A 23570-nucleotide genomic window follows, 5' to 3' on the forward strand; every position below is an offset into this window, starting at 1 on the left:
ATGGGGACAAGGGACGACATGACGGTTTTGGTGATCGGCGCCACCGGCAAGGTGGGGCGGCACGTGGTGGCGGGGCTGCGGGACAGGGGCGTCGCCGTACGGGCGCTGACGCGTGACGGCGCGCGGGCCGGGTTCGGCGACGGCGTCGAGGTGGTTGAGGGCGACCTCTACGACCAGGCGGTGGTGGAGCGGGCCGTGACGGGCGTCGACTCGGTCTTCCTGGTCTGGCCGGGTATGAACGCCGAAGGCGCGGACAGCGTGGTGGGGACGATCGCGGCGCACGCGCGGCACGTGGTGTACCTGTCGTCGCGTGGCGTCGGCGGGGCCGAGCCGACCGGGCTGTTCCACGAGGAGGTGGAGCGGCTGCTCAGAGAGTCGGGCGTGGCCTGGACGTTCCTACGGCCCGGCGGCTTCGCGGGCAACACGCTGATCTGGGCCGAGCAGATCGCCGCCACCGGCATCGTGCGCTGGCCGTACGGCGACGCGGCCCGTTCGCTGATCCACGAGCGCGACATCGCGGCCGTCGGCGTGCTGGCGCTCACCGGCGAGGGGCACGAGGGCGCCGCGCACGAGCTGACCGGCCCGGCGGTGCTCACGCAGGCCGAGCAGGTCAGGGTGATCGGCGAGGTGATCGGCAGGCCGACGAGGTGGGAGGAGCTCTCGCGTGCGGAGGCCAGGAGCGAGCTGCTGGCCGCCTGGGGCGAGCCCGAGTTCGTCGACGGCGCGCTCGACGCCTGGGCGTCGATGGCCGATCACCCCGAGAGCGTCACCACGACGGTCGAGGACCTCACGGGCAGCCCGGCCACGCCGTTCCGCCAGTGGGTCCTCGACCACGCGGGTGCCTTCGGCTGAGTCCGGCCCGGCTCAGCCGTTGTCGCGGCGGCGGCGAAGGGTGGTCAGCACGACCGCGCCGATCCCCAGCAGCAGGACGGCGGCGCCGGCGAACGGCAGCACGTTGGCCCCCGTGAACGGCAGCCCGCCCGACGGCCGCTCGGCGCGCTCCTTGCCGGGTGTGGGCGTCGGCGCCGGTGTGGAGGGTGGGGTGGCGCCCGGCGACGCGGCGGGCGGGGCGGCGACGGCCTCGTCGCCCGCGGCCGGTGGCGCCGCCGGGGCGCCCGCCTTGGCCTGGGGCGGCGACAGGACCAGCGTGCTGTCCTGCGCCCTGCTCTTGGTGCCCTTGCTCGTCGTCGCCACGACGACGTTGTCCACCTTGTCCACCTCGCCGTCCTTCAGGATCCGCGCGACGACCGTGAACGAGCGCGACGCGCCCGCGCTCAGGGGGAAGTCGGGCCAGGTCACCGCCCGGTCGGCATAGGTGCCGCCGGTGGGGAGCGAGACCAGGTCGAGCCGCTCGCCGAACGTGTCGACCAGCTTGACCGTGGGTTCGTCCAGCTCGCCGGTGTTGCGGACGGTGATGGTGTAGGTGAGCTCCTCGCCAGGCTGGGCGTCGTCGCGGTCGTCGCTCTTGGTCAGGGCGATGCCGGTCGCGATGGTCACCAGCGTCTCGTCGACGGCAGTGTCGCTCAGGCCGCCGCCCGTCGCGCTGGCGGTGTTCTTCAGCACCTGGCCGGACGCCGCCGTCAGCGGCACGTTCGCGGTGACGCTGAACTCCTCCTTGGCGCCCGGCTGCAGGTCGAACGGTGCCCAGCGGACGGTCTTGTCCACCGGGTCGAACACGCCGTCGCGGTCGGCCGATGCGAACTCGGGGCCGGCCGCGATGTCGTCGGACAGCAGGACCTCGTCGATCGGCAGCGTGCCGGGGTTGCTCGCGACGATCGTGTAGGTGACGGTGTCGCCGCGCAACGCGTCCTGGACGCCGTCGGTCTTGCTCACCGACAGCTGCGCCTGGCCGACGAAGCTCTCGTCGGTGGCATTGGCGATCGTGCCGGGCGCGTCGGCCGTCGCGGTGGACTCGTACTTGGTGCCGGGCGTGGCGGCCTTGGGCACCTTGGCCTTCATGGTGAAGACCCGCTTGGCCCCCGCGGCCAGGTCGAACGTGGGCCAGACGCCCCGGGTGCCACTGCCGGTGCAGGAGTCGGAGCACGACTCGAACGTCAGACCGGCGCCCACCGTGAGGTCGGCGACGACCCCGTTCGCCTCCTCGTCGCCGTCGTTGCTCACGGTCACGGTGTACGTGGCGGTGGTGTCAGGGGCGACGTACGTCCTGTTGTCGGTGACCCTGACCGACAGCGCGGCCTCCCTGACCTGCAGCATGCTCACCTGAGGGGCTACGACGAGGAAAAGCAGGGACAGTGCCGTGCTCTTCCAGAGCTGGATCATTCGGAAGATCCCCCGATTCTCTGTGATCCTTATAGAGAGATCACGGAGAGTAACAGCACTACGCCGGGCGGCGACGGCGGATCGCCCGGCGGTGGCGAGCCGCCTTTCAGGCGACCGGGCTCAGAATCCACCAGGTCAGCGTGCCCACCAGCACCAGCGCGCCGACCGCGGCGGTGATCAGCGAGGTGGTGAACGAGGTGTGCGCGACGGCCTCCTCCGACTTGGTCGACAAGACGAAGGGTTTACGGATGGCCGGAATGTCGTGGACCTGGGTCGCGGTGCCGAGAGTGTAGAGCGGCGTGCCCTCGCGCAGGACCCACTCGTGGAACCTGTTGCCCGTCGTGCTGCCCCGACCCCGGCCGAGTGTGGTGATGCCGATCGCGCGCGCCTTCTCGGTCAGCGTGCCGCTGCCGCTCTCCAGCCGCTCAGCGGGGCGATCAGCAGGCCGGAGGGTCCGGCGAGCGCCTCTCCGGCGACCTCGATCCTGGTTTTGCCGTCGGCCACATGGGTCACGTCGCCCGCGCCGATCGTCGGGGTGGCGGCCATGACCCGCCGCCTGTGCCACTCGTACAGGGCCCGGACCACGAGCGCGGCTCCCACGACCGGCAGCAGGATCCTGATCACCGTCATGGCCCGCACCTCGTTCAAGCCCCAAAATCCGATATGTCCGGACCGGCCTGGCGGTTGCGGGCCGCAGCCGGGTAATTCCCGGCCGAGCATCTAGGCTCGGATGCCATGGACGCACCAGAGCTACATCCGAACCTTGAGCAGATCGCCTTCCTGCTGGGCCGCTGGGAGGGCGCGGGCGTGGGCGGGTACCCGACGATGGAGAGCTTCAACTTCGGCCAGGAGATCGAGTTCGGGCACAACGGCAAGCCGTTCCTCACCTACACCAGCCGCACCTGGCTGCTCAGCGAGGAGGGCGAGCCGGTCAGGCCCCTGGCCACCGAGACCGGCTTCTGGCGCGCGCTTCCCGAGCGTCAGCTGGAGGTGGTGCTCGCCCATCCCACCGGCATCGTCGAGATCTACGTCGGCGAGGTCGTATTCCGCAAGATCGAACTGCAGACCGACGTGGTGGCGCGCACGGCCACCTCCAAGGAGTACTCCGCAGGCAGTCGCCTCTACGGCCTGGTCAACGGCAACCTCATGTGGGCCTACGACATGGCCGCCGTCGGGCAGCCGCTGACCTCCCACATGTCGGGCGAGCTCAAGAAAGTATCCTGACCAGCTATGAGCAACCCCTTCACCTCTGACGTCGTCGAGGCCATCAAGCGCCACATGAACGACGACCACGGCGACGACGCCCTCCTCATCGTCCGCGCGCTGGGCGAGCGCCCCGACGCGACCACCGCGACGACGAGCGACGTCGACGCCGAGGCGATCGAGTTCACGATCGACGCGGGGGAGCGGGTGCGCGTGCCCTGGGGGGAGACGCTGACCGAGCGGGCCCAGGTCAGGAAGGCGGTCGTCCGCCTGTACAACGACGCCTGCGCCAAGCTCGGCGTCTCCCCCAGGGGAGAGCACTAGCGGCTCGCCCCTGGGAGCTGTTCCTCGGCTCCTCGGCGGCTATTCCTCGGCGGCTATTCCTCGGCCAGGACGATGATCTTGTCGCCGAGTGCGAACGTCGTGGTGTCGTCCTTGGCCGGGTTGAGCACGACGCCGAAGGTCGGCGCCTCGTTGGCCTGGGCCGCGATCCGATAGCCGATCGCGACCTCCTCCCTGCGCTGGCCCGCCTCCACGACGGTGGCGAAGTTGATCTCCCGGCCCAGGGCGACGTAGTCGATCGCGGGACGCAGGTAGATCTCGGCGCCCTCGGGGTCGAACAGGTCGGTGAACACACCCGCCAGATGCCGGTTCTCGGCGAGCTGGGTCTGCAGCAGGCTGATCAGCTTGTTGCTGACGATGAAGTCGTCGGCCTTGGTGATCTGGGCGAGCCGCCTGTTCCTGTCGTCGGCCATCTCCGACACGATCGGGAAGCGCTCGTTGCTCCTGGCCTGCATGTCGCGCAGGTGCAACAGGGTGACCAGCGTCCTGGCGTCGGCCTCCTGCCCCGGCACCTCGTCGGGGCAGAGCACGATGATGTGGGCGTACGTCGAGGGCTTCAGCGCCTCCAGGACGTCCCGGTCGGTGCAGTCGCCGTGGGTGAAGTGGATCGTCATGTTGCGCGACTCCTCCGACACCCGCTCGATGACCGAGGCCAGGTCGACGTCGCGTGCCACCACGTCGACGACCGAGCCCGGCGCGACGTAGGAGTCGAGTTCGCGCAGGATGGCCGGCCCCCGCCTGTTCCAGCTCAGGACGAGCGCGGACTCGGGGACCGCGGGCGTGACGGTGAGCGGGGCGATCGCCGACTCGTCGAACGGCGTGGGCTCGTCGACCATGTCGATCTTGTCGTCGTCCGCGGCGATGACGATGACCTGGTCCGAAGGGCCGATCTGCGACATCATCGGCGGCTTGAGCGCCACCGTGCCGTCCGGCCGCTGCAGGCCGATCAGCACCGAACGGCCGAACCTGAACAGCGCCTCCCCGAACGACAGTCCCGTCAGCTGCGGCGCCTTGGCGATGTAGATCTCGTCCCCGGCGAAGTCGAGCAGGTCGCTGTAGACGACCGAAAGGCCCGACTGGCGGCACGTCTGCACGATGACCCTGGCGGCGATCTCGTCGGCGTTGATCACCTCGGCCTCGCCGTCACCCGCGAGCAATGCGGCGGCGTGGTTCTTGGTGTCGTGCACGGCGGTCACGATGTGATACGGCGCGGGACGCCTGTCGGGGGCGTTGGTCACCGCGAGCAGCGTCTTGATGACCTGCTGGTCTGGGGTCGGTCCCGGCGGGCTCAGCACGATGATCGACCGTGCGGTCTGCGGGTTGACGATGGTGACGTCGGCGATGTCCTCGGGGTCGCCCGTACGGCAGATCACACGCGTTTTGCCGGTGCCGCCGAGCTTGTCGCGGATCTCGTCCTCCATCTCGGTGCGATCCCGGTCGGCCAGGATGGCGATCGCACTTCTGCCTCGGCTGGAGTTGGCCTCGACGAGTTCGGCGATGACGGTGAACACCTCGTCGGACCAGCCGAGGATCACCGTGTGGTCGCGTTCGAGCACGACCGACCTGCCCTTGCGCAGGTCCATGATCTTGGCGCTCACCCCGGCGGTGAGCAGACCGATGAGCGTGCTGGCGAAGAAGATGCCCACCGCGGCCAGCAAAATCGTGAGGACGACGAGCATGGGCCTGGTCTCGGTGCCGCTGCCCAGGCCGAACGTGTCGACGGTGTTGCGCCAGATCTCCTGCACAGTCGTGCCGAACGAGGTGCGCTTCTCCGAGTCGGGCGTCGCCAGCACGATGAGCGCGCTCAGGATCACCACGACGACAAGCGAGATCACGGCAAGCCAGGTGATCAGGGCGGGCGTGCCCCTGGCCATGGTGTTGTCGAACCAATAGCGCAGCCGTTGACGCAGTGTAGCCGTATGCATGATCACCCCCGATGTCAGTTGGTGATGCTTACTTGCCCTGACCTGGGATTATTCATGCACAGAGCGTCAACTTGGCTTACTTAGAGCAATATTTACGTGTCTGTGGGGTGCGGGGGGACATGCGGGGGCGGGGGGTGATTTTTCGGGATGCGAGGGGGTTCGTGTGGGGTGGGGGTGAGGGTGGAGCTTGCTGGCGTGGTGGGGCGGGCGCGGGGGAAGCTCGCGGCCGGGCGGGTTCAACGGGACGTCGACACGAGGGACGCCGACACGAGGGACGCCGACACGAGGGACGCCGACACGAGGGACGCCGACACGAGGGACGCCGACACGAGGGACGCCGACACGAGGGACGCCGACACGAGGGACGCCGACACGAGGGACGCCGACACGAGGAACGCCGACACGAGGAATGCCGACACGAGGGAACGTCAGCTCGGCGGAACGCCGGGCAGCCGAAGGCTTTCGGGGCGCGGAGGCCCCTGGCACACGGAAGACACTCAGGCGCTGCGGTACATGAAGCCTCAGGCGTACATGAGATTCCGGTAGCGAGGCAGCGAGGCAGCGAGGCAGCGAGGCGACGAGGAAAGATTCCGGCAGGGAGAACCACGGCAGGAAGAACCCCAGCACAGAAGATCCTCGGCGCGGAGCCCCGCAAAAAAGCCCGCACAAGCCCCGGCATGAAAGCCCCAGGCATGGAAGAACCCCGGGCTGGCTCCGCCTCTCGCAAGAAGCGGGCTGGATGGACCATGGATGGGATCGTGTCCCACCCTCCAGCAACCCGGGGTCCCGGTGGTTGTCTCGGTTTACGCCGAACGGCGCGAGACGTCCAGACTTAGTGGCCCGGAGTCCGCTCGGTCAGCGGACAGCCACCTCGCTAGTCCAACTATGATCAACCATTGTTCGGACCACCTCCTTTCGGCGTGCTTTCAAGCTATGCGACCCCCTTCGAAAGCGGCAAGCGAATATTTGCGGCCCGTAGACTCAGGGCATGACCGAGACGTCGTGGCACGAGGAGCTCAGGGCCAAGGGCTACCGTGTGACCCCCCAGCGCCAGCTTGTCCTCGAAGCGGTCAAGGCCCTGGAGCATGCGACGCCCGAGGAGATCTGCGGCAAAGTCCGCGAGACCGCGCGCGGCGTCAACATCTCCACCGTGTACCGCACGCTTGAGCTCCTCGAAGAGCTGGGCATGGTCACCCACACGCATCTCGGCCACGGCGCCCCGACCTACCATCTCGCCAGCGAGGCCGACCACGTCCACCTGGTCTGCCGCGGCTGCAACGAGATCAGCGAGGTACGCCCCGAGCTGGTCGCGGGCCTGGTCGACGGCCTCCGGAACGAGATCGGCTTCACGGCCGACGTGCACCACCTGACCGTGTTCGGCCGCTGCCGCAACTGCCACTGACCTGGGCGGGCCACCAAGCCCGCAACGCGGCTCGGGCGCCCGCGGCTCAAGCCACCGCGAATGAAGCTCCGGCACCGGCCTGGTGCGGAAACGGGATGGGCGGGGGATAGCCTGGGGGGTATGCGTAGCCCTCTGCTCGATCTCCCCGGGGCCGTCGCGGCCGACGCCCCGGACTCCGATGTCGCGGCCCACTACGGCGATCTGTTCGCCGAGCAGCGTGCCCTGCTCAAGGACGAGGCCGTCGTCGACAGGAGCAACCGGGAGGTCGTCCGGATCGCAGGGGCGGACCGCCTGAAATGGCTCAACGACCTCACCTCGCAGAAGCTCGACAACCTCGCGCCTGGCGTGTGGACGCAGACACTGATCCTCGATCTGCAGGGCCGGGTGGAGCACCACCTGACGCTCGTCGACGACGGCGAGGCCGTCCTCGCCCATGTCGAGCCGGGCGCGGCGGCGGCGCTGGTGGACTACCTCGACAGGATGCGGTTCATGCTGCGCGTGGAGGTGTCGCTGACCGACCTCGCCGTACTGTCGTCGGCCGACGAGGACTTCCTGGTGCCGCGTGAGGAGCTCGCCGCCCATCTCGGCAAGCCGCTGGCCGGCCTGTGGGCGTACGAGGCGTTGCGCATCGAGGGGCATCGGCCGAGACTCGGCTTCGAGACCGACCACAAGACGATTCCGCATGAGATCGGGTGGATCGGCGCCGCCGTACACCTGTCGAAGGGCTGCTACCGGGGCCAGGAGACGGTCGCGCGGGTCCACAACCTCGGGCACCCGCCCCGCCGCCTGGTGTTCCTGCACCTGGACGGCAGTGTCGACACGCTGCCCAAGCACGGCACGCCGGTCACCCTCGACGGCGACGTGGTGGGCCAGGTCGGCTCGGCCTCCCGCCACCACGAGCTCGGCCCGATCGCGCTGGCCGTCGTCAAGCGCACCGTCCCGGTCGACGCCACCCTCCTGGCCGACGGCGTGGCCGCCTCCCAGGAGGTCATCGTCCCCCCGGACGCCGGCCGCAACGTCGCCATCGACCCGGCCCTGCGCCGCCGCATCCGCTGACCCTCCAGGCCCAGTACGGCAGGCCCAGTAAACAGGCCCAGCAAGCAGGCCCAGTACGGCAAGCCACCCCCGGGCCACCGCGGTCCGGGGGCGGGCCCCCGTCCAGCACGCCCCTCCAGCCGACTCCGGCCCTCACCGCCACGTCGCACGTGAGGTAAGCCCAGGGCGGACGAACGCTAGCCGGCACATCATTAGCCGGGAAGCTATCCTGATCGCGTGACTGAGATCCTCGATCTGATGACCGTGACCCACAAGGCGTTACGTGCCCTGGCCGAGGAGTCCGTGCGCAAGCACGGCCTGCATCTCGGGCAGAACCTCGTGCTCGGCGCCCTCTGGGAGCAGGAGGGCCGTACACCGGGTGAGCTCGCGGTCAAGCTCAACGTCACCACCCCGACCGTGGTGAAGATGATCACCAGGATGACGGCGGCTGGCCTGGTCATCAGACGACGTGACCAGGCCGACCAGCGCCTGGTCCGCATCTACCTGACCTCGGCCGGAAAGGCCCTGCGCGAGCCACTCCTCGACGACCGCGCCGTGCTGGAAGCGAGGATCACCGAAGGCCTGACGCCCGAGGAGCTCGCCCGGCTCAAGGCGACGCTGCACACGATCCTCGCCAATGTGCGCGGGCAGGGGACCTCAGACGTCGATCACCAGGGTGATCGGCCCGTCGTTCAGCAGTGACACCTTCATGTCGGCGCCGAAGCGCCCGGTCTCGACATGCGCCCCGAGCGACCGGAGTTCGGCGATCACCGACTCCACCAGAGGCTCGGCGACCGGACCGGGCGCGGCGGCCACCCAGGTCGGACGGCGTCCCTTGCGCGTGTCGCCGTACAGGGTGAACTGGCTGATGACCAGCAGGGGCGCGCCGACGTCGGAGCAGGACTTCTCGCCGTGCAGGATGCGCAGGCCCCAGAGCTTGGCGGCGAGCCTGCGCGACTCGGACTCCGTGTCGGTGTGGGTGACGCCGACGAGGACCATCAGGCCTGGCTCGTCGATCGCGCCGACGCTCACCCCGTCGACCACGACGGACGCGGAACTCACTCGCTGTACGACCGCTCGCATGAGCGACGATTCTCCCATGCCGGGCGGTCGCGATCGCCCGTGCGGCCGTCCGTAGACTCGTGGCCGGAAGGGGGCCGTGAGATGGCTGAGCAGGCGCTGGTGGTCGAGGTCGTACGGTCGGGGTTCGTGGAGTCGACCCATCTGGCCAGGATGCTGGCCGTGGCGGGCGACGGCACGGTGGTCAGGTCGCACGGCGTCGTGGACGCGCTGGTCTCGCCGCGTTCGTCGCTGAAGCCGCTGCAGGCGCTGGCCATGGTACGGGCGGGGCTCGACCTGCGTGACGAACTGCTGGCCCTGGCCTGCGCCTCCCACGCGGGCGAGAGCTTCCACGCCGACGGCGTCAGGAAGATCCTGGAGGCGGCGGGCCTGGAGGAGACGGCGCTGCAGTGCCCGGAGGACTACCCGGAGGACCGGGCGGTGTCGGAGCGCGGGCGGATCTTCATGAACTGTTCGGGCAAGCACGCCGCCATGCTGGCCACGTGTGTGCGCAACGACTGGCCGACCGACACCTACCTCGACCCGGCGCATCCCTTGCAACGTGCGATCAGGCAGTGCGTGGAGGAGTTGACCGGCGAGCGCGTGGCCGCGACGGGGGTCGACGGGTGCGGGGCGCCGCTGTTCTTCGTCTCGATGGTCGGCGTCACCCGAGGCTTTCGCGCCTTTCCAGCCGGGGTGGCCGGTTCGCCCGAGCGCCGTATCTTCGAGGCGATGACCGCCTACCCGGAGTGGACGTCGGGCACGACCCGCCCCGAGGCCAAGCTCATGCGGGCCGTGCCAGGCCTGATGGTGAAGGTCGGGGCCGAGGGCTTCGACGCGTTCGCGCACGCCGACGGCAGGGCCGGAACCGTCAAGATCGAGGACGGCGCCTATCGGGCCAGGACCCCGGTCACGGTGTCGGCGCTGCGCGCACTCGGCCTCGACGCCCCCGAACTCGACACCCTGGCGACCGTGCCCCTGCTGGGCGGCGGTCGCCCGGTGGGCGAGGTACGGCTACGCGCCAGGGCATGACGGCCGGACGGCTCTACCGGAAGTCGTCGGCGTGGTCTCGCGCCCACCGGGCGAAGGTCAGCCCCGGCCGTCCGGTGACGTCGAGCACGTCGGGTGCGATCGGCGGTTCGGTGGAGAAGTCGTCGCCCATGCCGAGGAACCACTCCACGACCTCCTCCGGATAGAGGTCCTTCCACTCCGCGCGGGCCTGCGCGGCCGTCAGCTCGACGTACTCGACCGGCTCCCCGATCGCCTCGCCGATCAGCCTGACCGCGTCGGCGCGGCGCACGGGCTCGGGACCCGTGGGGGCGTGGACGCGTCCGGCGTGTCCGTCGGTGAGCAGGGCGGCCATGGCCACGGCGGCGATGTCGTCCTCGTGCACCATGGCCGACGTCCAACCGGCGAACGGCGCGCGTACGACGCGGTGGGCCCGGATCGAGGGCGCCCAGTCGAGGGTGTTGGCCATGAACTCGCCGGGAAAGATGTGCGTCCACTCCATCCCGGCGCCTTCGATGAGGCGGTGCAGAGCCCGGTGCGGCGCCTCGAACGGGTCGTCGTCCGGCCGGCTCGGGTCGTTGTGCCCGAGATGGGTCAGGCGCCGGACGCCCGCACGCCGGGCCAGATCGAGAATGCGCCCGCCGTTCGCGAGCGTCCCCCCTTCGACCGAGACGAGATGAAGCCGTTCGACGCCGCGCAGGGCGGGGACGAGCGAGTCGGGGTCGGCGAAGTCGCCTCCGACGACCTCGACGCCTTCGGGCAGCCGTGCCGCGGCGGCCGAGCCCGGATCGCGGGTCAGCGCCCGTACGGGATGTCCGGCTTCGGCGAGCTGTCTGACCAGGCTGCGGCCGACGGTTCCGGTGGCGCCGGTGACAAGGATCATGACGGAGTTCTCCTCTGCGGGGTCCTCAGGGCATGGCGAAATCAGCCCTGAGCAGGGCTGTCGATGGGAAGCCCGGTCATCCTGCCTCAGCCGCCCTGGGCGCCGCAAACGCGAACATCATGTTCACGTATGGCGCTGACCTGCGAAAACGCCATGACGCACAACGCCCTGACCTGGGCAAACAAAAAAGTACGGCGAGCCCCGTCACCCGGGTGCCCGCCGTACGCGGAGAAGGAGGTCAGGCGGCGCGGAGCAGGGCCACGATCTCCTGCTGGCCCTTGGCCTGGGCGTGTTCGAGTGCGGTGACGCCTTCCTTGTCGGCCAGACGCGGGTCGGCCCCACCGGCCAGCAGCAGCCTGACGATCTCCCGGTAGGGCGCCGAGCCGTCGCCGAGGATGACGGCCTCCAGCAGGGCGGTCCAGCCGAGGTCGTTGACATGGTTGACGTCGATGCCCGTCCTGAGCACCTCGCGCACGTAGTCCACATGGCCGCGCTCGGAGGCGGGGATGATCGACACGCCGCCGTAGCGGTTGCGGATCGTCAGGTCCGGACGTGCGGGAAGCAGCGCGCGGAGCATCTCCACACTGCCGGTCACGCCGGTCACCAGCCAGGGCGTGTCGTGCTGGAAGTCCAGCGCGTCGGGATCGGCCCCGGCCGCCACCAGGATCTGGGCGACCTCCACATGGTCGGCGGCGACGGCGAGCAGGAGCGCGGTGCGCCGTTTGGCGTCGCGCGCCTCCAGGTTCGCGCCCTCGGTGACGGCTTCGCGCACGGCGGCGGCGTCTCCTACGGCAGCGGCCGTGAGCAGTTGTTCGTCTAGCAGCACGCTCGTGATCCTTTCATGCCGTGGGAGAGGAGGTGGAGTCACGCGCGGACGGGGTGGAACCCCTGGTGAGCGCAACTGGCTCACCGGAGCGGGCTCCCTTCAGCCGAGCTGCCCCGCGACCGCCTTCAGACCGGCCTGGGCCAGGCGCTCGTCGATGTCGCCGCTGGGCGCGCCGCCGACGCCGATGCCCGCGATCGGGGCGCCGCCCGAGGCGACGGGCACGCCGCCGCCGAGGAACAGGGTGCCGGGGATGTCGGCGATGGTGGGCCCGTCGCCGGTGGCGCCCTTGGCGAGTTCGCTGGTGGCCTTGCCGAACGACACGGCGGTGAACGCCTTGCGCTTGGCCGACTCCTCGGTCTGCGGGCCGGAGCCGTCGCCCTTGAGCACCAGGCGGGTGGCGCCGGAGCGGTCGACGATCACGACGGTGACGCGCTGCTTCTCCTTGGCCGCCTCCTTCTGCACGGCGTCGGCGATCTTGAGTGCGGCGTCGGCGGTGAGCGTCCTGGTCTCGGCGACGGCCGGGGCGTTGCGGTTGCTCTGCGCGGTCTGGGCGGTGGCCGTGCCGGCTCCGGCCGCGCCGAGTGCGCCGACGACGGCGAGAGCGGCGACGGCGGTGGCGGCGGTGCGAAGGCGCAGGTTCATGGGGTGTCTCCAGGTCATCGGGGGTGTCGTACTCGATGTCCACCAGCCTGCCGCCGCCGCGACCGGCTGCCATCGGGAGTGCGGAGGAGTGCGAGGGGGAGAATCGGTTGAGCGAGGGGTCAACCGATCGGTTGACGCCCGGAGGACGTGTCCCGGGTACGTTCGGGCGAATCAGGACCAGGAGCGGAGGCGAGGACGTGGAGCGGGCGTGGTTGAACGGCGCGATGCACGCCGGGTTCTTCCTGCTGCTGGCCGCCTCGGCCTCGCGGCTGGTCGTCAGGCACGAGATGGACGCCCAGACCGTGCTCTCGCTGGCGCTGAGCGGCGTGCTGGCCGTCGTGTACGGAGTGGGGGTGGTGCTCTGGCGCAGGCTCGGCAGGGCCCGGCTCGGGTGGCTCGTCGTGGTGGTCGCGGTGTGGCTGGTGCTGGTGTGGCTGGCGCCGTCGTTCAGCTGGTGCGCCATTCCGCTGCTGTTCGTGTGCCTTCGGGTGCTGTCGCTGCGCTGGACGGTGGTGGCGGCGGCCGTGCTCACACTCGCGGTGATCGTCGCCCAGGTGCACCTGTCGGACAGGTTCGACCCGAGCCTGGTGCTGGGGCCGATCGCGGTGGCCGCGATGACCGTGGTCATCTTCTGGGAGCTGCGCGGGGCGGCGATCCTCCAGGAGCGCGAGCGGCTGTCCAGGGAGATCCACGACACGCTGGCCCAGGGCCTGACCAGCCAGCGCATGCTGCTGCAGGCCGCCGACCGAGCCTGGAGCACCGACCCGGCCCTGGCCAGGGAGTACGTCAGGCAGGCCACCAGGGCGGCGGGCGACAACCTCGACGAGGCCCGCAGGTTCGTCCGCGACCTCGGCCCCGCCGATCTACGCGAGCGATCGCTGCCCGAGGCGCTCGCCGCGCTGGAGGGCGACCTGGAGTTCCGTCTGGCGGGCGAGCCGTACCCGCTGCCCGCCGACAAGGAGGCCGTGCTGCTCAGGGTCGCGCAGGGCGCCCTGGCCAACACGCGTGAGCACGCGGCGGCGGGCCGGGTCATCCTCACACTGTCGTATCTGGAGGGCGAGGTGACGCTCGACGTGTTCGACGACGGCGTCGGTTTCGACCAGGACGTCTCGCGCAAGGCCGGGCGCGGCTACGGCCTGAGGGGGATGCGTGACCGCCTGGCCGAGGTGGGTGGCACGCTGGTGGTGGAGAGCGTGCCCGGCGAGGGCACGGCCGTGGCTGCGAGGGTGCCGTCGTGAAACTGTTCCTGGTGGACGACCATCCCGTGGTCAGGGCGGGCATCGCGGCCCTGGTCGGCGGCGAGCCCGACATGGAGATCGTCGGCGAGGCGGCGAGCGCCGAGGAGGCCGTCAGGGGCATCGCCCTGCGCGAGCCCGACGTGGTGCTCATGGACCTGCAACTCGGCGACGGCCCCGACGGGGTCGACACCACGCGCAAGGTGCGGGCGCTGCCGGGTGCGCCGCAGGTGCTGGTGCTGACCACCTACGAGACCGACGCCGACATCGTGCGCGCCATCGACGCGGGCGCCACCGGCTACGTGCTCAAGGCCTGCCCGCCCGAGGAGCTCTTCCAGGCGATCAGGGCCGCGGCCAGGGGCGAGACCGCCCTGTCGCCCAGGGTGGCCACCCGGATGATGCGCCGCATGCGCGACCCGGGACCGGCCCTGACCGCACGCGAGATCGAGATCCTCGAACTGCTGGCCAGAGGCGCGGGCAACAAGGAGATCGCCAGATCGCTCTTCATCACGGAGGCGACCGTGAAGACCCACCTCGTGCACGTGTACGGCAAGCTCGGTGTGGAGACGCGCACGGCGGCGGTCACGGCGGCCGTCGAACGCGGCCTGATCCGGCTGTGACTACAGCGACCTGAGCTGCCGTGTCGAGGAGATCGCGCCCGACGTGGTCGTGGTGAACGTGCGCATCGACCCGGCGAACTTCGACAGGTCCCACTCGGCGGGCCCGTGGTACCAGTACAGATGGTCGGCCTGCTGCCCGTTGCCCGTCATCGAGGCCACCGTACGCGACCAGTGCTCGACGCCGTCGAAGATGACCGCGTACGGCAGGTAGCGGGAGAACAGCTCGACCCTGTGCTGCTCGGGCACGCTGCCGAGATCGCCGGACAGCAGGAACTGCCGGAAGCCCAGCGTGTGGGCGAGCGCGGCGGCGCCCTTGCCGGTCTTGGCCGGCATGTACTGCCCGCCGACCGCCAGCGCCGCTCCCGCGATGATCAGCGCCAGGCCGATCAGCCCGTAGGTCGTGAACCACGCCAGCGCCACCGTGGCCGCGACGCCGAGCACGCTCAGCACCACGCCGAGCGTCGTCCAGCGCCCGCGCACGGTGTCGGGCCGCCTGGCGAACCAGCCCTGCCTGACGACGTCGTCGTAGAGGGCGTCGCGCACCTTGCCGAGGTTCTTGGCGAACGAGCCCGACAGCTGCGACAGCAGCACGGCCTCACGCCCTTCGAACACGGCGTCGTACAGCGCCCGCTCGTAGGGCAGGAGGGCGTCGAGCGGCGCTTCGGGCAGTCTGACGAGTGTCCAGTCGGGGGCGTCGTAGGCCTGGCGGGGCTGCTCGTCGATGCGCAGGTAGCCGCGTACGGCCAGGTCGACGATGGTGGCGGTGACGTCGACGACGTCGGCCTGCTCGTCGACCAGCGTGCCGATCTGGCCGGGCCGTACTCCGTCGGGCGGGGTGAAGACGCCGTTCTGCAGCGGGTTGACCGCGCCCGACTCGTGGCCGACGACGCGGGCGTCGCGACCGCGTGTCCAGTACAGCAGGCCGATGCCGCCGAGCATGAGCACCAGCAGGCCGGCGAGCGCGCCGCCGGTGACCGCGTTGACGGTGAACGCGCTGGCCAGCTCGAAGCGCCGCTCCAGCACCGGCTTGCCGCCGCTCGCCCCGGCCGGGTAGCCGACGACGACGGTCAGCAGCTGGCCCGCGCCCAGCCCCTGCTGCTCGAACTCCGCCAGTGTGCCCGTGTGGTCCATCGAGCCGGACGTGCAGCCGATCGCCGATGCGGGTGCGCCCGCGAAGCACGACAGGTGCTGCAGGAGGGCTGGGCCCGTCACCTTGACCGTGCTGGTGGTGACGGGGGCGTTCCAGCCGCCGCCCGCGAACCAGCGCAGCTCCTCAAGGCCGCCGGACGGCGTGACCGCGCCGGTGACGTCGTACTCGAACGTCGCCGTCGGCTTGCCTTCGAGTGTCAGCGTGCTCTCGGTGAGCCTGCCGTCGCCCTTGAAGCCGGACAGGCGGTACAGCCGGTCGTTGGCGTCGTCGTAGCGCGTGCGCGTGACCAGGTCGCGCACGATCGGGCCACCTTCGAAGGTGACGCTCTGCTTGACGTGCAGCACGCCTCCGCGCTTCAGCTCCAGCTCGATCGTCTCGCTGGTGACCCGGCCCGCGGCGGCGTGGGCCGGGGCGGAGGTCAGCAGGGTGGCCGCGGCCATCACCGCGGCGGCCGTACGAACCCAAGATCCCACCGTCATGACAGGGGAGCCTAGCGACATCCTGGGTAGGAATCGGGCCGGGGGATGCAGTGATTCGGCGGACGACGCCGTGGGTCGCGCCGCTGGGCGTGCTCGCCGCGGTCATCGTGCTGATCGTGGTGGTGTGCTCGGTGCTGACCAGGTCACGGACCGTGGTCGCGGGGTCGCACGTCACATCGGCTGGGGGCTCGACAGCAGAGGATGCGGCGCGCCCCGGCATCGGCGTGCCCGCGATCCTCGACCGCAACCGGGTTTACGGTCTCGGCGCGCTGGCGGGCTACGGCTGCCGGGCGCCCGGCATCGCCGAGGACGACACCGCGTCGATGGCGGCCTTCATGAGCGCGCTGACCGACTGCCTGGACACCTCGTGGCAGGCCGGGTTCGCCGCGGCGCGCCTGGCCTTCGACCGGCCGGACCGCGTGTTCTGGGACCGGCCGGGCCGCAGTCCGTGCGGCGACTTCCCCGCGTCCGGCTCGTCGGCCTTCTACTGCCCGGCCAACAACGGGATGTACGTGGGCACGGCGGACGTCGTGCGGGCCTCCGGCTTCGCGCCGGTGTCGTTGTTCGGCATCTACGGCAGGGTGCTGGCCCACGAGTACGGCCATCATGTGCAGGACCAGGCCGGGATCCTGTCGGTGGCATGGGAGCGCCGCTCGGACTCGGGCGACCCCAACGACGTCACGCGCCGGGTGGAGCTGCAGGCGCAGTGCCTGGCGGGCGTCTATCTGAGGGCCGTGCGCGACTCGCTGCCGCTGGACGGGGCCCAGTGGCGTTCGATGCTGGAGGACTCGCAGGCCAGAGGGCAGGACACGCGCCCGGCCGCCGAGCGCGACCACGGCTCGGGGGAGAGCTATGCGGGCTGGCTGGCCAGGGGGTTCGACTCCGGCACTCCCGGCACGTGTGTGACGTGGACGGCCCCGGCGCGCGAGGTCTCCTGAGCGCTTCGGCGGAACTTCGTGATCGGCAGGCTGGCGGCCGTCGCCTGGATAGAATGCCGACTTGCTCAGCCGATCCCGCCGCCCGTGTGCGAGGGATCGGCGATCGTGTCGGCAGCCCGGAACAACCGCGAGGTGGTCATGCGCGGCGTCAAGAATCGCCCGTTGATCACGCTCTCCGCGCTGATTGTGGCGATTTGCCATGCCATATCGGGATGCTCAGGCCCGCCGCCGGTGGCGCCGCGCCCGGTCGCGCAGAAGGTCGTGCCCAAGCCGCCCGTCGTGATGTTCGTCGGCGACAGCTTCACCATGGGGTCCGGCCCGGTGCCCACCTGGGAGAGCTACGCGACCGAGACGGCCAGACTGCTCGGCTGGCAGCCGGTCGTGGCGGGAGCGGGCGGCACCGGCTTCGTCAACCCCGGCCGGGTCGGCCGTACCTTCCAGGAGTCGTTCGAGGAGGAGCTCGCCTGGCGGCCCGCACCCGACCTTGTCGTCATCTCGGGCGGCCACAACGACAGACGCTGGAGCACCCAGCGCGTACGTCAGGCGGCGGCCAAGCTGATCTGGAGCGTGCGGGCGCTGTGGCCGGCGGCCAGGCTGGTCATGGTCGGGCCGATCTGGCTGGAGAAGGCGCCGCCCAAGGCCTACGCCGTGCGTGACGCTTTGGCCGAGACCGCGGCCCGCGACGAGATCACCTTCCTCGACCCGCTCAAGCACCGCTGGATCGACGGCAGGCGCTCAGACGTCGTGCTGCCCGACGGGGTGCACCCGACGCACGTGGGCCACGACCGGCTGGCCAGATGGCTCGCCGAGGCCCTGGCGGCCAAGGCGTGAGGGCCGGGCCTACCAGGGGCCGTAGGGGCCGTTGTTGCCGCCCTTGAACTGGCTCACCGCGGGCTTGACGTCCACCCAGTAGATCGCGGTGGCGATGACGGCGGCGATGGTGAAGATGCCGAACATGTCCAGCCCGGCGAAGACCGCGCCGCCCGCCGCCAGCACGAACACCAGGTTGCTCCAGGCCGAGCCCAGCGAGAACAGCGTGGACAGCCCGAGGAAGAGCAGCCAGAGGTTCTTGTTGAGCTTGCCCGCAGCCGCGAAGGCCGCGGCGGGGGTGCGCAGCGCGTGGACGAGGGAACGCGCGGCCATGACGAGAACGATGACGGACAGGATCAGGAAGACCAGATTCAGTCCGCCGTTGATGATGCTCATGTGCGCTCCGCCCTGTGTCGCGAGGCTGTGGTTCGCGAGGTCCGCCCCAGCCTAATGTGCCCCTCCCTCGCGCGGGGAGCCGAAAGACCCGCGGGCTCGCACCCGGCAAGGGGTGCGAGCCCGCGTGGGAGACCGGATGTCAGGCCTTGGGGGTCGTGCGGGTGCTCTTCTTGACCGGGGTCGCGACCGGGGGCTCGGCGGCGACGGAGACCTCTTCGAGCTCCAGCGCGGCCTCGCCGCTGACCTGGCTGACGACCTTGCGGCCGCGGGTGGCGAAGTCCTCGTAGACCTCGACGGCCTTGGCCGACAGCTGGTCGGCGTAGTCCTTGGCCTTCTCGGGGAACTCCTTGGCGATGCCCTCGGCCAGGCTGCGGTAGGCCTTGGCCTTCTCCGGCAGGTCCTTGGCGATCTCGGTGCGGCGCGACTGGAGCTTCTGCAGCTGCTCGGGCAGCTCGCGCAGCTTCTCGACGGCGAAGTCGCCGGCGCCCGCGACGGCGTAGAAGGGCTTGGACTCGGTGAGCTTCTTGACCTCGGTGGCGAGCGTCATGGGTTAACCTTCCTTGGTTTCCTGAGTGACCTGACCGTTGCCCGAGGTCGCCGCGAACGGTTCGAGCGCGGCGACGTAATCCTCGGGCAGCGGTGACTCGGGGTCGTGCTGGGGACGGGTTTTCTGGGAGGTCTGCCCGTCCTCGGCGCGGTTTTCCTTGCGGAACGACTCGTAGATGTCGATCAGCACCTGGCGCTGTCGCTCGGAGATCGTCGTGTCGGCCCTGATCGCCGTCTCGACATCGCTGGGCGCCTCGCGGTCCTCCATCAGCCCGGCCTGCACGTAGAGCGCCTGTGCGGAGATGTGCAGACCCTTGGCGATCTGGTTGAGGATCTCCGCGCTCGGCTTGCGCAGGCCACGCTCGATCTGGCTCAGGTAGGGGTTGGAGACCCCGGCCGCCGTCGCGAGCTGACGCAGCGAGATCTTCGCCTGCGTGCGCTGCTCGCGGATGTATTCGCCGATCGAGCCGACCTTCGGTAGTGCCATGCCCTCAGTCTGCCCCATCGGTGCTTGCAATTGCAAACGGATGGCTAGCAGGAGCTAGCGGCAGAAAGGCGAGGTCAGAGGGGAATCGTCCACAGGAGCGGCGCCGACGTGGCCAACGTCACAGTCAGCACGACGAAGCCGTAACGCAGCCTGCGCGGCAGATCGGGCGCCGGTTTGATCAGCCGGTCGACCCTGGCCATGACGCCCGAGTGCAGCCCGAGCATGCCGTGCGGCGCGGGCACCGCACCGGCCGTGCCGAAGCGCAGCAGCGCCGTGGCCAGCCTGCGCGGCGAGCAGAACCGCATGGCCCTGTCGTCGGCCGCCATCTCCACCAGCAGCTCCACCTGGGTCTGCGCCTCACGCACCACCTTCGACCAGGGAAGCGCCCTGCGCAGCGCCGCGAAGGGCAGCAGCACCAGGTCGTGGCGCTCGCGCACGTGCGCGGCCTCGTGCGCCAGCACGGCGGCCAGCTCGTCCTGCGACAGCAGCTCCATCGCACCCGCGCTCACCACGACCTGCGAGTGCCAGCCGGGCACGCAGTACGCGGCGGCGCCGGGATGGTCGAGCACCCGCACGCCCGGCACGGCCGCGTCGTCACGTGCGATGAGCGCCAGCACCATGCGATGCCTGCGCCTGGCCCGCAGCGTCTGGAAGCCCGCGGTCAGCAGCACCACCACGAGCACCGCGAACAGCGTGAGCCCAGCGATCAGCGCCAGCAGGTGCGGCAGGTCGTAGGGCTCGACGGGCGAGCGCCCCTCGGCGAAGGCGAAGACGCCGTGCAGAACGCCCCTGTCGTAGGGCTGCAGGGCATAGGCGAGCAGGGCGCCCGTGCTGGCCAGGCCCCAGGTGACGCCGAGCGCCTGCCACAGGGCGATCGCCACACGCGGGGAGCGCGAGGTCCACCGGGCCGTGGTGAATCGCCATGCGCCCACTGCGCACGCCGCGGCGAGCGCTGCCAACGCCGCCGCCGTGATCACTCTTCCTCCAGCTCCGTGAGCGCTTTGCGCAGGATCTCCGCCTCGGGGCCGGAAACAGCCTGGGCGAAGCGGGTCAGGGCGGCCGATCGGTCGCCGGTCATACCGAGCGCCTCAAGCATAAGGTCGGCGACGTAGGAGTCGCGGCTTTCCGCCGGTTGGTATCTCCACGCCCTGCCGTCGCGGGTGCGCTCCAGGAAGCCTTTTCGGGTGAGCCGGTCCAGGACGGTCATCACGGTGGTGGGGGCCAGGTCGCGCTCGGCGATCAGCCTGCCGACCTCTCGGGCCGTCAGGGGGCCGCTTTCGGCCCACAGGATGTCCATGATGCTGCGTTCAAGCTCGCCAAGACCCTTCACACTCATCAGCGTAGTACTACGACCTGTCGAGCTGCGATCGGGGGAGACGTATCTCACTGGGTCTCACCTGGGGGCGACGGCCGCCCACGGCAGCGTGACCTCCCCGAGCCGCCAGCGCCGCCGCCCGCCGTACGGGGCGTGGGGCGGGATCGGCCACGCGGTGCCGAGGGCCTGGACGGCGGCCAGCCAGCGCTGGCGGCGGCCGTGCGCGCCGTAGGGCGCGGCGGCGGCCCACGCCCGGTCGAAGTCGCGCAGGAACGCGTGCACCCGTTCCCCGGGCACATTGCGGTGGATGAGCGTCTTGGGCAGCCGGTCGGCCAGGTCGGAAGGCCGGTCGAAGGCGTCGAAGCGCGCCGAGAGGGTGAGCGTGCGCGGCCCTTCGGCGGTGAGCGCGGCCCAGACGGCACGGTGGCCGACCTCCGAGCACGTGCCCTCGACGAGGATCCCGCCCGGCGCGAGCTTCGCGGTGAGCTCCTCCCAGCGCCGCCACGCCTCGGCCTCGCCGTACTGGCGCAGGACGTTGAACGCGCGCACGAGGGTGGGCGGGCGCTCCACGGGCAGTTCGAAGCCGCCGAGCCTGAAGCTGAGCCCTTCGCGCTCGTACGGCCTGGCCAGGGCGACGCGGGCGGGGTCGATCTCGATGCCGACGACCTCGACGGCGGGGTTGACCGCACGCAGGCGCTCGAAGAGTTCGAGCGTCGTGGTGTGCGAGGCGCCGTAGCCCAGGTCGACCACCAGGGGCCGGTGCGCCGAGCGCAGCAGCGCGCCGTGCGTGCCGGTGACCCAGCGGTCCGAGCGCCGTAGGCGGTTGTGGCCAGTGGTGCCCCTGGTGATCGTCCCGACGGGTTTCACGCCGTGACGCGGTGGATCTTGTGCTGGGCGGCCTGGGCGCGGGGGCGGATGACCATCCTGTCGATGTTCACGTGCGCGGGGCGCGTGACGCACCAGGCGATGGCGTCGGCCACGTCGTCGGCCGTCAGCGGGTCCGGCACGCCCTCGTAGATGCTCGCGGCCCGGTCGGCGTCGCCGCGGAATCGGGTCAGCGAGAACTCCTCGGTGTGCACCATGCCGGGCGCGATCTCGACGATGCGGACGGGCTCGCCGACGAGTTCGAGGCGCAGGGTCTCGGTCATGGACGTCTGGGCGTGCTTGGCCGCGCAGTAGCCGCCTCCGCCCTCGTAGGACACCAGGCCCGCGACGGAGGTCAGCATGAGCAGCACGCCGTCGCCCGAGGCGATGAGCTTCGGCAGCAGCGCCTGCGTCATGCGCAGCGAGCCGAGCACGTTGACGTCGTACATCCGCTGCCAGTCTTCAAGCCTGCCCTCGGCCACGGGTTCGAGGCCGAAGGCGCCGCCTGCGTCGTTGACCAGCACGTCGACCCGGGGGAGCGAGGCGGCGAGCGCGTCGACCGACTCCTGCGAGGTCACGTCGAGCGCGACGGCGGTGATCCCGGGCGTCTCGGCGGCCAGCTTCTCCAGGCGGTCCAGGCGACGGGCCGCCGCCACGACGTCATATCCTTCGGCGGCGAGCCGTCGCGCGGTGGCCGCGCCGATCCCACTGCTCGCTCCGGTCACCACAGCCGTCTTCTTCATGCCCTCATCCTGCCAGGACGCGCTGACGCCACCCCCGGGTCATCCACATGCCGGGAATGTCGTGAAGATTCGGATGGTTACTACTCCCTTGGAGGTGATGGCCGGTGAGGCGCCGAAAGGTGAACCGGGTCGCGACGATCAGCATGCACACGTCCCCGCTGGACCAGCCGGGCACAGGTGATGCCGGTGGCATGAACGTCTACATCGTCGAATCCGCCAAACGCCTGGCCCAGCTCGGGACCGAGGTGGAGATCTTCACCAGGCAGACCTCACGGGACCTGCCCCCCGTCGCCGACCTCGCACCCGGCGTCACGGTCAGGCACGTCACCGCCGGTCCCTACGAGGAGCTCGACCGAGGCGACCTGACCGGGCAGATGTGCGCGTTCCTGTCCGGCGTGCTGCGCACCGAGGCCATGTACGAGCCCGGCTACTACGACGTCATCCACTCCCACTACTGGCTGTCCGGCCAGGTCGGCTGGCTGGCCAAGGAGCGCTGGGGCGTGCCGCTCGTGCACACCATGCACACCATGGCCAAGGTCAAGAACCTGCTGCTGGCCGAGGGCGACAGGCCCGAGCCGCAGGCCAGGGTCGTCGGCGAGGAGCAGGTCGTGGAGATCGCCGACCGGCTGGTGGCCAACACCGACGCCGAGGCCCAGGAGCTCATCCAGCTCTACGGCGCCCCGGCCGACCACGTCGCCGTCGTCAACCCCGGTGTGAACCTCACCGTCTTCCAGCCCGCCTCACAGGGCGCCGCCAGGCACCGGCTCGGCCTGCCGCAGAACGCGCACGTGCTGCTGTTCGTCGGCAGGATCCAGCCGCTCAAGGCGCCCGACGTGCTGCTGCGCGCCGCCGCCAGGATGCTGCGCGAGGACCCCTCGCTGCGCGATCACCTCGTCGTCGCCTGTGTGGGCGGGCCCTCGGGCAACGGCCTGGCCAGGCCGTCCCTGCTCACCGACCTCGCCGACGAACTCGGCATCTCCGACGTCGTACGGCTGGTGCCGCCCGCCCCGCAGTACGAGCTCGCCGACTGGTACCGCGCGGCCGACGTCACGGTCGTGCCCTCCTACAACGAGTCGTTCGGCCTCGTCGCCCTGGAGTCGCAGGCCTGCGGCACGCCCGTGGCCGCCGCGGCGGTCGGCGGGTTGCGCACCGCCGTACGGGACGGCATCTCCGGTGTGCTCGTCGACGGGCACGACACCGAGAGCTGGGCGCGGGTGCTGCACAGGTTCGTCACCTCGCCGCGCTGGCGTGACGGGCTGTCGTCGGGGGCCAGGGCGCATGCCGCCGCCTTCGGGTGGACCGCGACGGCCGCCAGGCTGTCGGAGGTCTACGCGTCGGCGGGTTCCCGCCTGAACCCGTTGCAGGTCGCCCTCTAGGCTTGT

At 70.6% G+C, this 23570-nt stretch carries 30 protein-coding genes; 13 read left to right on the forward strand and 17 right to left on the reverse strand.

The window, feature by feature from the left end; translation table 11 throughout:
* Positions 1-18 precede the first annotated feature (18 nt).
* Positions 19-852, forward strand: coding sequence for an SDR family oxidoreductase (locus ACTWNK_RS06280; protein WP_474302637.1), 834 nt, complete (start codon positions 19-21; stop codon positions 850-852).
* Positions 853-864: 12 nt separating this feature from the next.
* Here ACTWNK_RS06280 and ACTWNK_RS06285 read toward each other — a convergent pair whose 3' ends face one another.
* The 3 genes from ACTWNK_RS06285 to ACTWNK_RS06295 all read right to left on the reverse strand — a co-directional run bounded on the left by ACTWNK_RS06285 (position 865) and on the right by ACTWNK_RS06295 (position 2910).
* Positions 865-2280, reverse strand: a complete 1416-nt coding sequence (locus tag ACTWNK_RS06285) for a hypothetical protein (protein WP_474302639.1) — start codon at positions 2278-2280, stop codon at positions 865-867.
* Between the two features lie 106 nt (positions 2281-2386).
* Positions 2387-2701 (reverse strand): GIDE domain-containing protein, encoded by a 315-nt coding sequence (locus ACTWNK_RS06290; protein ID WP_474310849.1) that lies wholly within the window; start codon positions 2699-2701, stop codon positions 2387-2389.
* Positions 2677-2910 carry a hypothetical protein gene (locus ACTWNK_RS06295; RefSeq protein ID WP_474311153.1) on the reverse strand — a complete coding sequence of 78 codons (234 nt, stop codon included), beginning with the start codon at positions 2908-2910 and terminating at the stop codon, positions 2677-2679. Before ACTWNK_RS06295 ends, ACTWNK_RS06290 begins: the two co-directional genes overlap by 25 nt.
* A 105-nt stretch (positions 2911-3015) precedes the next feature.
* Here ACTWNK_RS06295 and ACTWNK_RS06300 point away from each other — a divergent pair, with 105 nt between their 5' ends.
* On the forward strand, positions 3016-3504 hold the full coding sequence (locus ACTWNK_RS06300) for a heme-binding beta-barrel domain-containing protein (RefSeq protein WP_474302641.1): 489 nt from the start codon (positions 3016-3018) through the stop codon (positions 3502-3504).
* A gap of 6 nt (positions 3505-3510) precedes the next feature.
* Positions 3511-3807, forward strand: coding sequence for a DUF2470 domain-containing protein (locus ACTWNK_RS06305; protein WP_474302643.1), 297 nt, complete (start codon positions 3511-3513; stop codon positions 3805-3807).
* Between the two features lie 53 nt (positions 3808-3860).
* Here the strand turns inward: ACTWNK_RS06305 and ACTWNK_RS06310 are convergent, their stop codons facing one another.
* Complete coding sequence (locus tag ACTWNK_RS06310; protein ID WP_474302645.1) at positions 3861-5750, reverse strand: CASTOR/POLLUX-related putative ion channel; 1890 nt, start codon at positions 5748-5750, stop codon at positions 3861-3863.
* 174 nt (positions 5751-5924) lie between these two features.
* On the opposite strand from ACTWNK_RS06310, the gene ACTWNK_RS06315 reads away from it, so the two are divergent.
* From ACTWNK_RS06315 to ACTWNK_RS06330, 4 genes are all read left to right on the forward strand, one after another.
* Positions 5925-6296 carry a pentapeptide repeat-containing protein gene (locus ACTWNK_RS06315; protein ID WP_474302647.1) on the forward strand — a complete coding sequence of 124 codons (372 nt, stop codon included), beginning with the start codon at positions 5925-5927 and terminating at the stop codon, positions 6294-6296.
* 442 nt (positions 6297-6738) lie between these two features.
* Entirely contained in the window at positions 6739-7152 is a 414-nt protein-coding gene (locus ACTWNK_RS06320) for a Fur family transcriptional regulator (protein ID WP_474302649.1), read from the forward strand.
* A 120-nt stretch (positions 7153-7272) separates the two neighbouring features.
* Positions 7273-8208 carry a CAF17-like 4Fe-4S cluster assembly/insertion protein YgfZ gene (ygfZ, locus tag ACTWNK_RS06325; protein ID WP_474302651.1) on the forward strand — a complete coding sequence of 312 codons (936 nt, stop codon included), beginning with the start codon at positions 7273-7275 and terminating at the stop codon, positions 8206-8208.
* A 216-nt stretch (positions 8209-8424) separates the two neighbouring features.
* Complete coding sequence (locus ACTWNK_RS06330; protein ID WP_474302653.1) at positions 8425-8889, forward strand: MarR family winged helix-turn-helix transcriptional regulator; 465 nt, start codon at positions 8425-8427, stop codon at positions 8887-8889.
* On the opposite strand, the gene dtd is transcribed toward ACTWNK_RS06330, so the two are convergent.
* Positions 8845-9270, reverse strand: a complete 426-nt coding sequence (gene dtd / locus ACTWNK_RS06335; RefSeq protein ID WP_474302655.1) for a D-aminoacyl-tRNA deacylase — start codon at positions 9268-9270, stop codon at positions 8845-8847. The two genes, ACTWNK_RS06330 and dtd, sit on opposite strands and share 45 nt — an antisense overlap.
* Positions 9271-9351: 81 nt before the next feature.
* Between dtd and ACTWNK_RS06340 the strand changes: the two genes are divergently transcribed.
* Entirely contained in the window at positions 9352-10278 is a 927-nt protein-coding gene (locus ACTWNK_RS06340; protein WP_474302657.1) for an asparaginase, read from the forward strand.
* Positions 10279-10291: 13 nt separating this feature from the next.
* On the opposite strand, the gene ACTWNK_RS06345 is transcribed toward ACTWNK_RS06340, so the two are convergent.
* The 3 genes from ACTWNK_RS06345 to ACTWNK_RS06355 form a co-directional block, all read right to left on the reverse strand.
* Positions 10292-11137: an NmrA family NAD(P)-binding protein gene (locus ACTWNK_RS06345; protein WP_474302659.1), complete on the reverse strand. Its 846-nt coding sequence runs from the start codon at positions 11135-11137 to the stop codon at positions 10292-10294.
* Positions 11138-11375: 238 nt separating this feature from the next.
* Positions 11376-11963 carry an ankyrin repeat domain-containing protein gene (locus ACTWNK_RS06350; RefSeq protein ID WP_474302661.1) on the reverse strand — a complete coding sequence of 196 codons (588 nt, stop codon included), beginning with the start codon at positions 11961-11963 and terminating at the stop codon, positions 11376-11378.
* A gap of 99 nt (positions 11964-12062) precedes the next feature.
* Entirely contained in the window at positions 12063-12605 is a 543-nt protein-coding gene (locus ACTWNK_RS06355; protein ID WP_474302663.1) for a GlcG/HbpS family heme-binding protein, read from the reverse strand.
* A 107-nt stretch (positions 12606-12712) separates the two neighbouring features.
* Here ACTWNK_RS06355 and ACTWNK_RS06360 point away from each other — a divergent pair, with 107 nt between their 5' ends.
* A complete protein-coding gene (locus tag ACTWNK_RS06360) occupies positions 12713-13843 on the forward strand; it encodes a sensor histidine kinase (RefSeq protein WP_474302665.1) in 1131 nt (376 codons plus the stop codon).
* A complete protein-coding gene (locus ACTWNK_RS06365; RefSeq protein WP_474302667.1) occupies positions 13840-14460 on the forward strand; it encodes a response regulator in 621 nt (206 codons plus the stop codon). Before ACTWNK_RS06360 ends, ACTWNK_RS06365 begins: the two co-directional genes overlap by 4 nt.
* On the opposite strand, the gene ACTWNK_RS06370 is transcribed toward ACTWNK_RS06365, so the two are convergent.
* Positions 14461-16089 (reverse strand): DUF2207 domain-containing protein, encoded by a 1629-nt coding sequence (locus tag ACTWNK_RS06370; RefSeq protein WP_474302669.1) that lies wholly within the window; start codon positions 16087-16089, stop codon positions 14461-14463.
* Positions 16090-16139: 50 nt separating this feature from the next.
* Between ACTWNK_RS06370 and ACTWNK_RS06375 the strand changes: the two genes are divergently transcribed.
* Positions 16140-17027 (forward strand): neutral zinc metallopeptidase, encoded by an 888-nt coding sequence (locus ACTWNK_RS06375; RefSeq protein WP_474302671.1) that lies wholly within the window; start codon positions 16140-16142, stop codon positions 17025-17027.
* Between the two features lie 65 nt (positions 17028-17092).
* Here the strand turns inward: ACTWNK_RS06375 and ACTWNK_RS06380 are convergent, their stop codons facing one another.
* Complete coding sequence (locus ACTWNK_RS06380) at positions 17093-17296, reverse strand: hypothetical protein (protein ID WP_474302673.1); 204 nt, start codon at positions 17294-17296, stop codon at positions 17093-17095.
* Between ACTWNK_RS06380 and ACTWNK_RS06385 the strand changes: the two genes are divergently transcribed.
* Entirely contained in the window at positions 17289-17858 is a 570-nt protein-coding gene (locus ACTWNK_RS06385) for an SGNH/GDSL hydrolase family protein (protein ID WP_474302675.1), read from the forward strand. The genes ACTWNK_RS06380 and ACTWNK_RS06385 overlap by 8 nt on opposite strands.
* A 9-nt stretch (positions 17859-17867) precedes the next feature.
* Here ACTWNK_RS06385 and ACTWNK_RS06390 read toward each other — a convergent pair whose 3' ends face one another.
* The 7 genes from ACTWNK_RS06390 to ACTWNK_RS06420 all read right to left on the reverse strand — a co-directional run bounded on the left by ACTWNK_RS06390 (position 17868) and on the right by ACTWNK_RS06420 (position 22188).
* Positions 17868-18233 carry a DUF2516 family protein gene (locus ACTWNK_RS06390; protein ID WP_474302677.1) on the reverse strand — a complete coding sequence of 122 codons (366 nt, stop codon included), beginning with the start codon at positions 18231-18233 and terminating at the stop codon, positions 17868-17870.
* A 139-nt stretch (positions 18234-18372) separates the two neighbouring features.
* Complete coding sequence (locus ACTWNK_RS06395) at positions 18373-18780, reverse strand: hypothetical protein (protein WP_474302679.1); 408 nt, start codon at positions 18778-18780, stop codon at positions 18373-18375.
* Positions 18781-18783: 3 nt separating this feature from the next.
* Complete coding sequence (locus ACTWNK_RS06400) at positions 18784-19266, reverse strand: helix-turn-helix domain-containing protein (protein WP_474302681.1); 483 nt, start codon at positions 19264-19266, stop codon at positions 18784-18786.
* Positions 19267-19340: 74 nt separating this feature from the next.
* A complete protein-coding gene (locus ACTWNK_RS06405) occupies positions 19341-20243 on the reverse strand; it encodes a M56 family metallopeptidase (protein WP_474302683.1) in 903 nt (300 codons plus the stop codon).
* The gene (locus ACTWNK_RS06410; protein WP_474302685.1) at positions 20240-20596 is read right to left on the reverse strand and encodes a BlaI/MecI/CopY family transcriptional regulator; all 357 of its coding nucleotides are present in this window, start codon (positions 20594-20596) and stop codon (positions 20240-20242) included. Before ACTWNK_RS06410 ends, ACTWNK_RS06405 begins: the two co-directional genes overlap by 4 nt.
* Before the next feature lie 63 nt (positions 20597-20659).
* Positions 20660-21448 (reverse strand): class I SAM-dependent methyltransferase, encoded by a 789-nt coding sequence (locus ACTWNK_RS06415; protein ID WP_474302687.1) that lies wholly within the window; start codon positions 21446-21448, stop codon positions 20660-20662.
* A complete protein-coding gene (locus tag ACTWNK_RS06420) occupies positions 21445-22188 on the reverse strand; it encodes an SDR family NAD(P)-dependent oxidoreductase (protein ID WP_474302689.1) in 744 nt (247 codons plus the stop codon). Before ACTWNK_RS06420 ends, ACTWNK_RS06415 begins: the two co-directional genes overlap by 4 nt.
* A gap of 143 nt (positions 22189-22331) precedes the next feature.
* On the opposite strand from ACTWNK_RS06420, the gene mshA reads away from it, so the two are divergent.
* Positions 22332-23564: a D-inositol-3-phosphate glycosyltransferase gene (gene mshA, locus ACTWNK_RS06425; RefSeq protein WP_474310850.1), complete on the forward strand. Its 1233-nt coding sequence runs from the start codon at positions 22332-22334 to the stop codon at positions 23562-23564.
* Positions 23565-23570: the final 6 nt, after the last annotated feature.

The sequence above is a fragment of the Nonomuraea sp. IBHARD001 genome (assembly GCF_056106265.1).

Bases quoted from the DNA above. Each gene is read 5' to 3' on its own strand.
- ACTWNK_RS06280 (WP_474302637.1), top strand. From the start codon at position 19: ATGACGGTTTTGGTGATCGGCGCCACCGGCAAGGTGGGGCGGCACGTG.
- ACTWNK_RS06285 (WP_474302639.1), bottom strand. From the start codon at position 2,280: ATGATCCAGCTCTGGAAGAGCACGGCACTGTCCCTGCTTTTCCTCGTC.
- ACTWNK_RS06295 (WP_474311153.1), bottom strand. From the start codon at position 2,910: ATGACGGTGATCAGGATCCTGCTGCCGGTCGTGGGAGCCGCGCTCGTG.
- ACTWNK_RS06300 (WP_474302641.1), top strand. From the start codon at position 3,016: ATGGACGCACCAGAGCTACATCCGAACCTTGAGCAGATCGCCTTCCTG.
- ACTWNK_RS06305 (WP_474302643.1), top strand. From the start codon at position 3,511: ATGAGCAACCCCTTCACCTCTGACGTCGTCGAGGCCATCAAGCGCCAC.
- ACTWNK_RS06310 (WP_474302645.1), bottom strand. From the start codon at position 5,750: ATGCATACGGCTACACTGCGTCAACGGCTGCGCTATTGGTTCGACAAC.
- ACTWNK_RS06320 (WP_474302649.1), top strand. From the start codon at position 6,739: ATGACCGAGACGTCGTGGCACGAGGAGCTCAGGGCCAAGGGCTACCGT.
- ygfZ (WP_474302651.1), top strand. From the start codon at position 7,273: ATGCGTAGCCCTCTGCTCGATCTCCCCGGGGCCGTCGCGGCCGACGCC.
- dtd (WP_474302655.1), bottom strand. From the start codon at position 9,270: ATGCGAGCGGTCGTACAGCGAGTGAGTTCCGCGTCCGTCGTGGTCGAC.
- ACTWNK_RS06340 (WP_474302657.1), top strand. From the start codon at position 9,352: ATGGCTGAGCAGGCGCTGGTGGTCGAGGTCGTACGGTCGGGGTTCGTG.
- ACTWNK_RS06345 (WP_474302659.1), bottom strand. From the start codon at position 11,137: ATGATCCTTGTCACCGGCGCCACCGGAACCGTCGGCCGCAGCCTGGTC.
- ACTWNK_RS06355 (WP_474302663.1), bottom strand. From the start codon at position 12,605: ATGAACCTGCGCCTTCGCACCGCCGCCACCGCCGTCGCCGCTCTCGCC.
- ACTWNK_RS06370 (WP_474302669.1), bottom strand. From the start codon at position 16,089: ATGACGGTGGGATCTTGGGTTCGTACGGCCGCCGCGGTGATGGCCGCG.
- ACTWNK_RS06390 (WP_474302677.1), bottom strand. From the start codon at position 18,233: ATGAGCATCATCAACGGCGGACTGAATCTGGTCTTCCTGATCCTGTCC.
- ACTWNK_RS06395 (WP_474302679.1), bottom strand. From the start codon at position 18,780: ATGACGCTCGCCACCGAGGTCAAGAAGCTCACCGAGTCCAAGCCCTTC.
- ACTWNK_RS06400 (WP_474302681.1), bottom strand. From the start codon at position 19,266: ATGGCACTACCGAAGGTCGGCTCGATCGGCGAATACATCCGCGAGCAG.
- ACTWNK_RS06420 (WP_474302689.1), bottom strand. From the start codon at position 22,188: ATGAAGAAGACGGCTGTGGTGACCGGAGCGAGCAGTGGGATCGGCGCG.
- mshA (WP_474310850.1), top strand. From the start codon at position 22,332: ATGCACACGTCCCCGCTGGACCAGCCGGGCACAGGTGATGCCGGTGGC.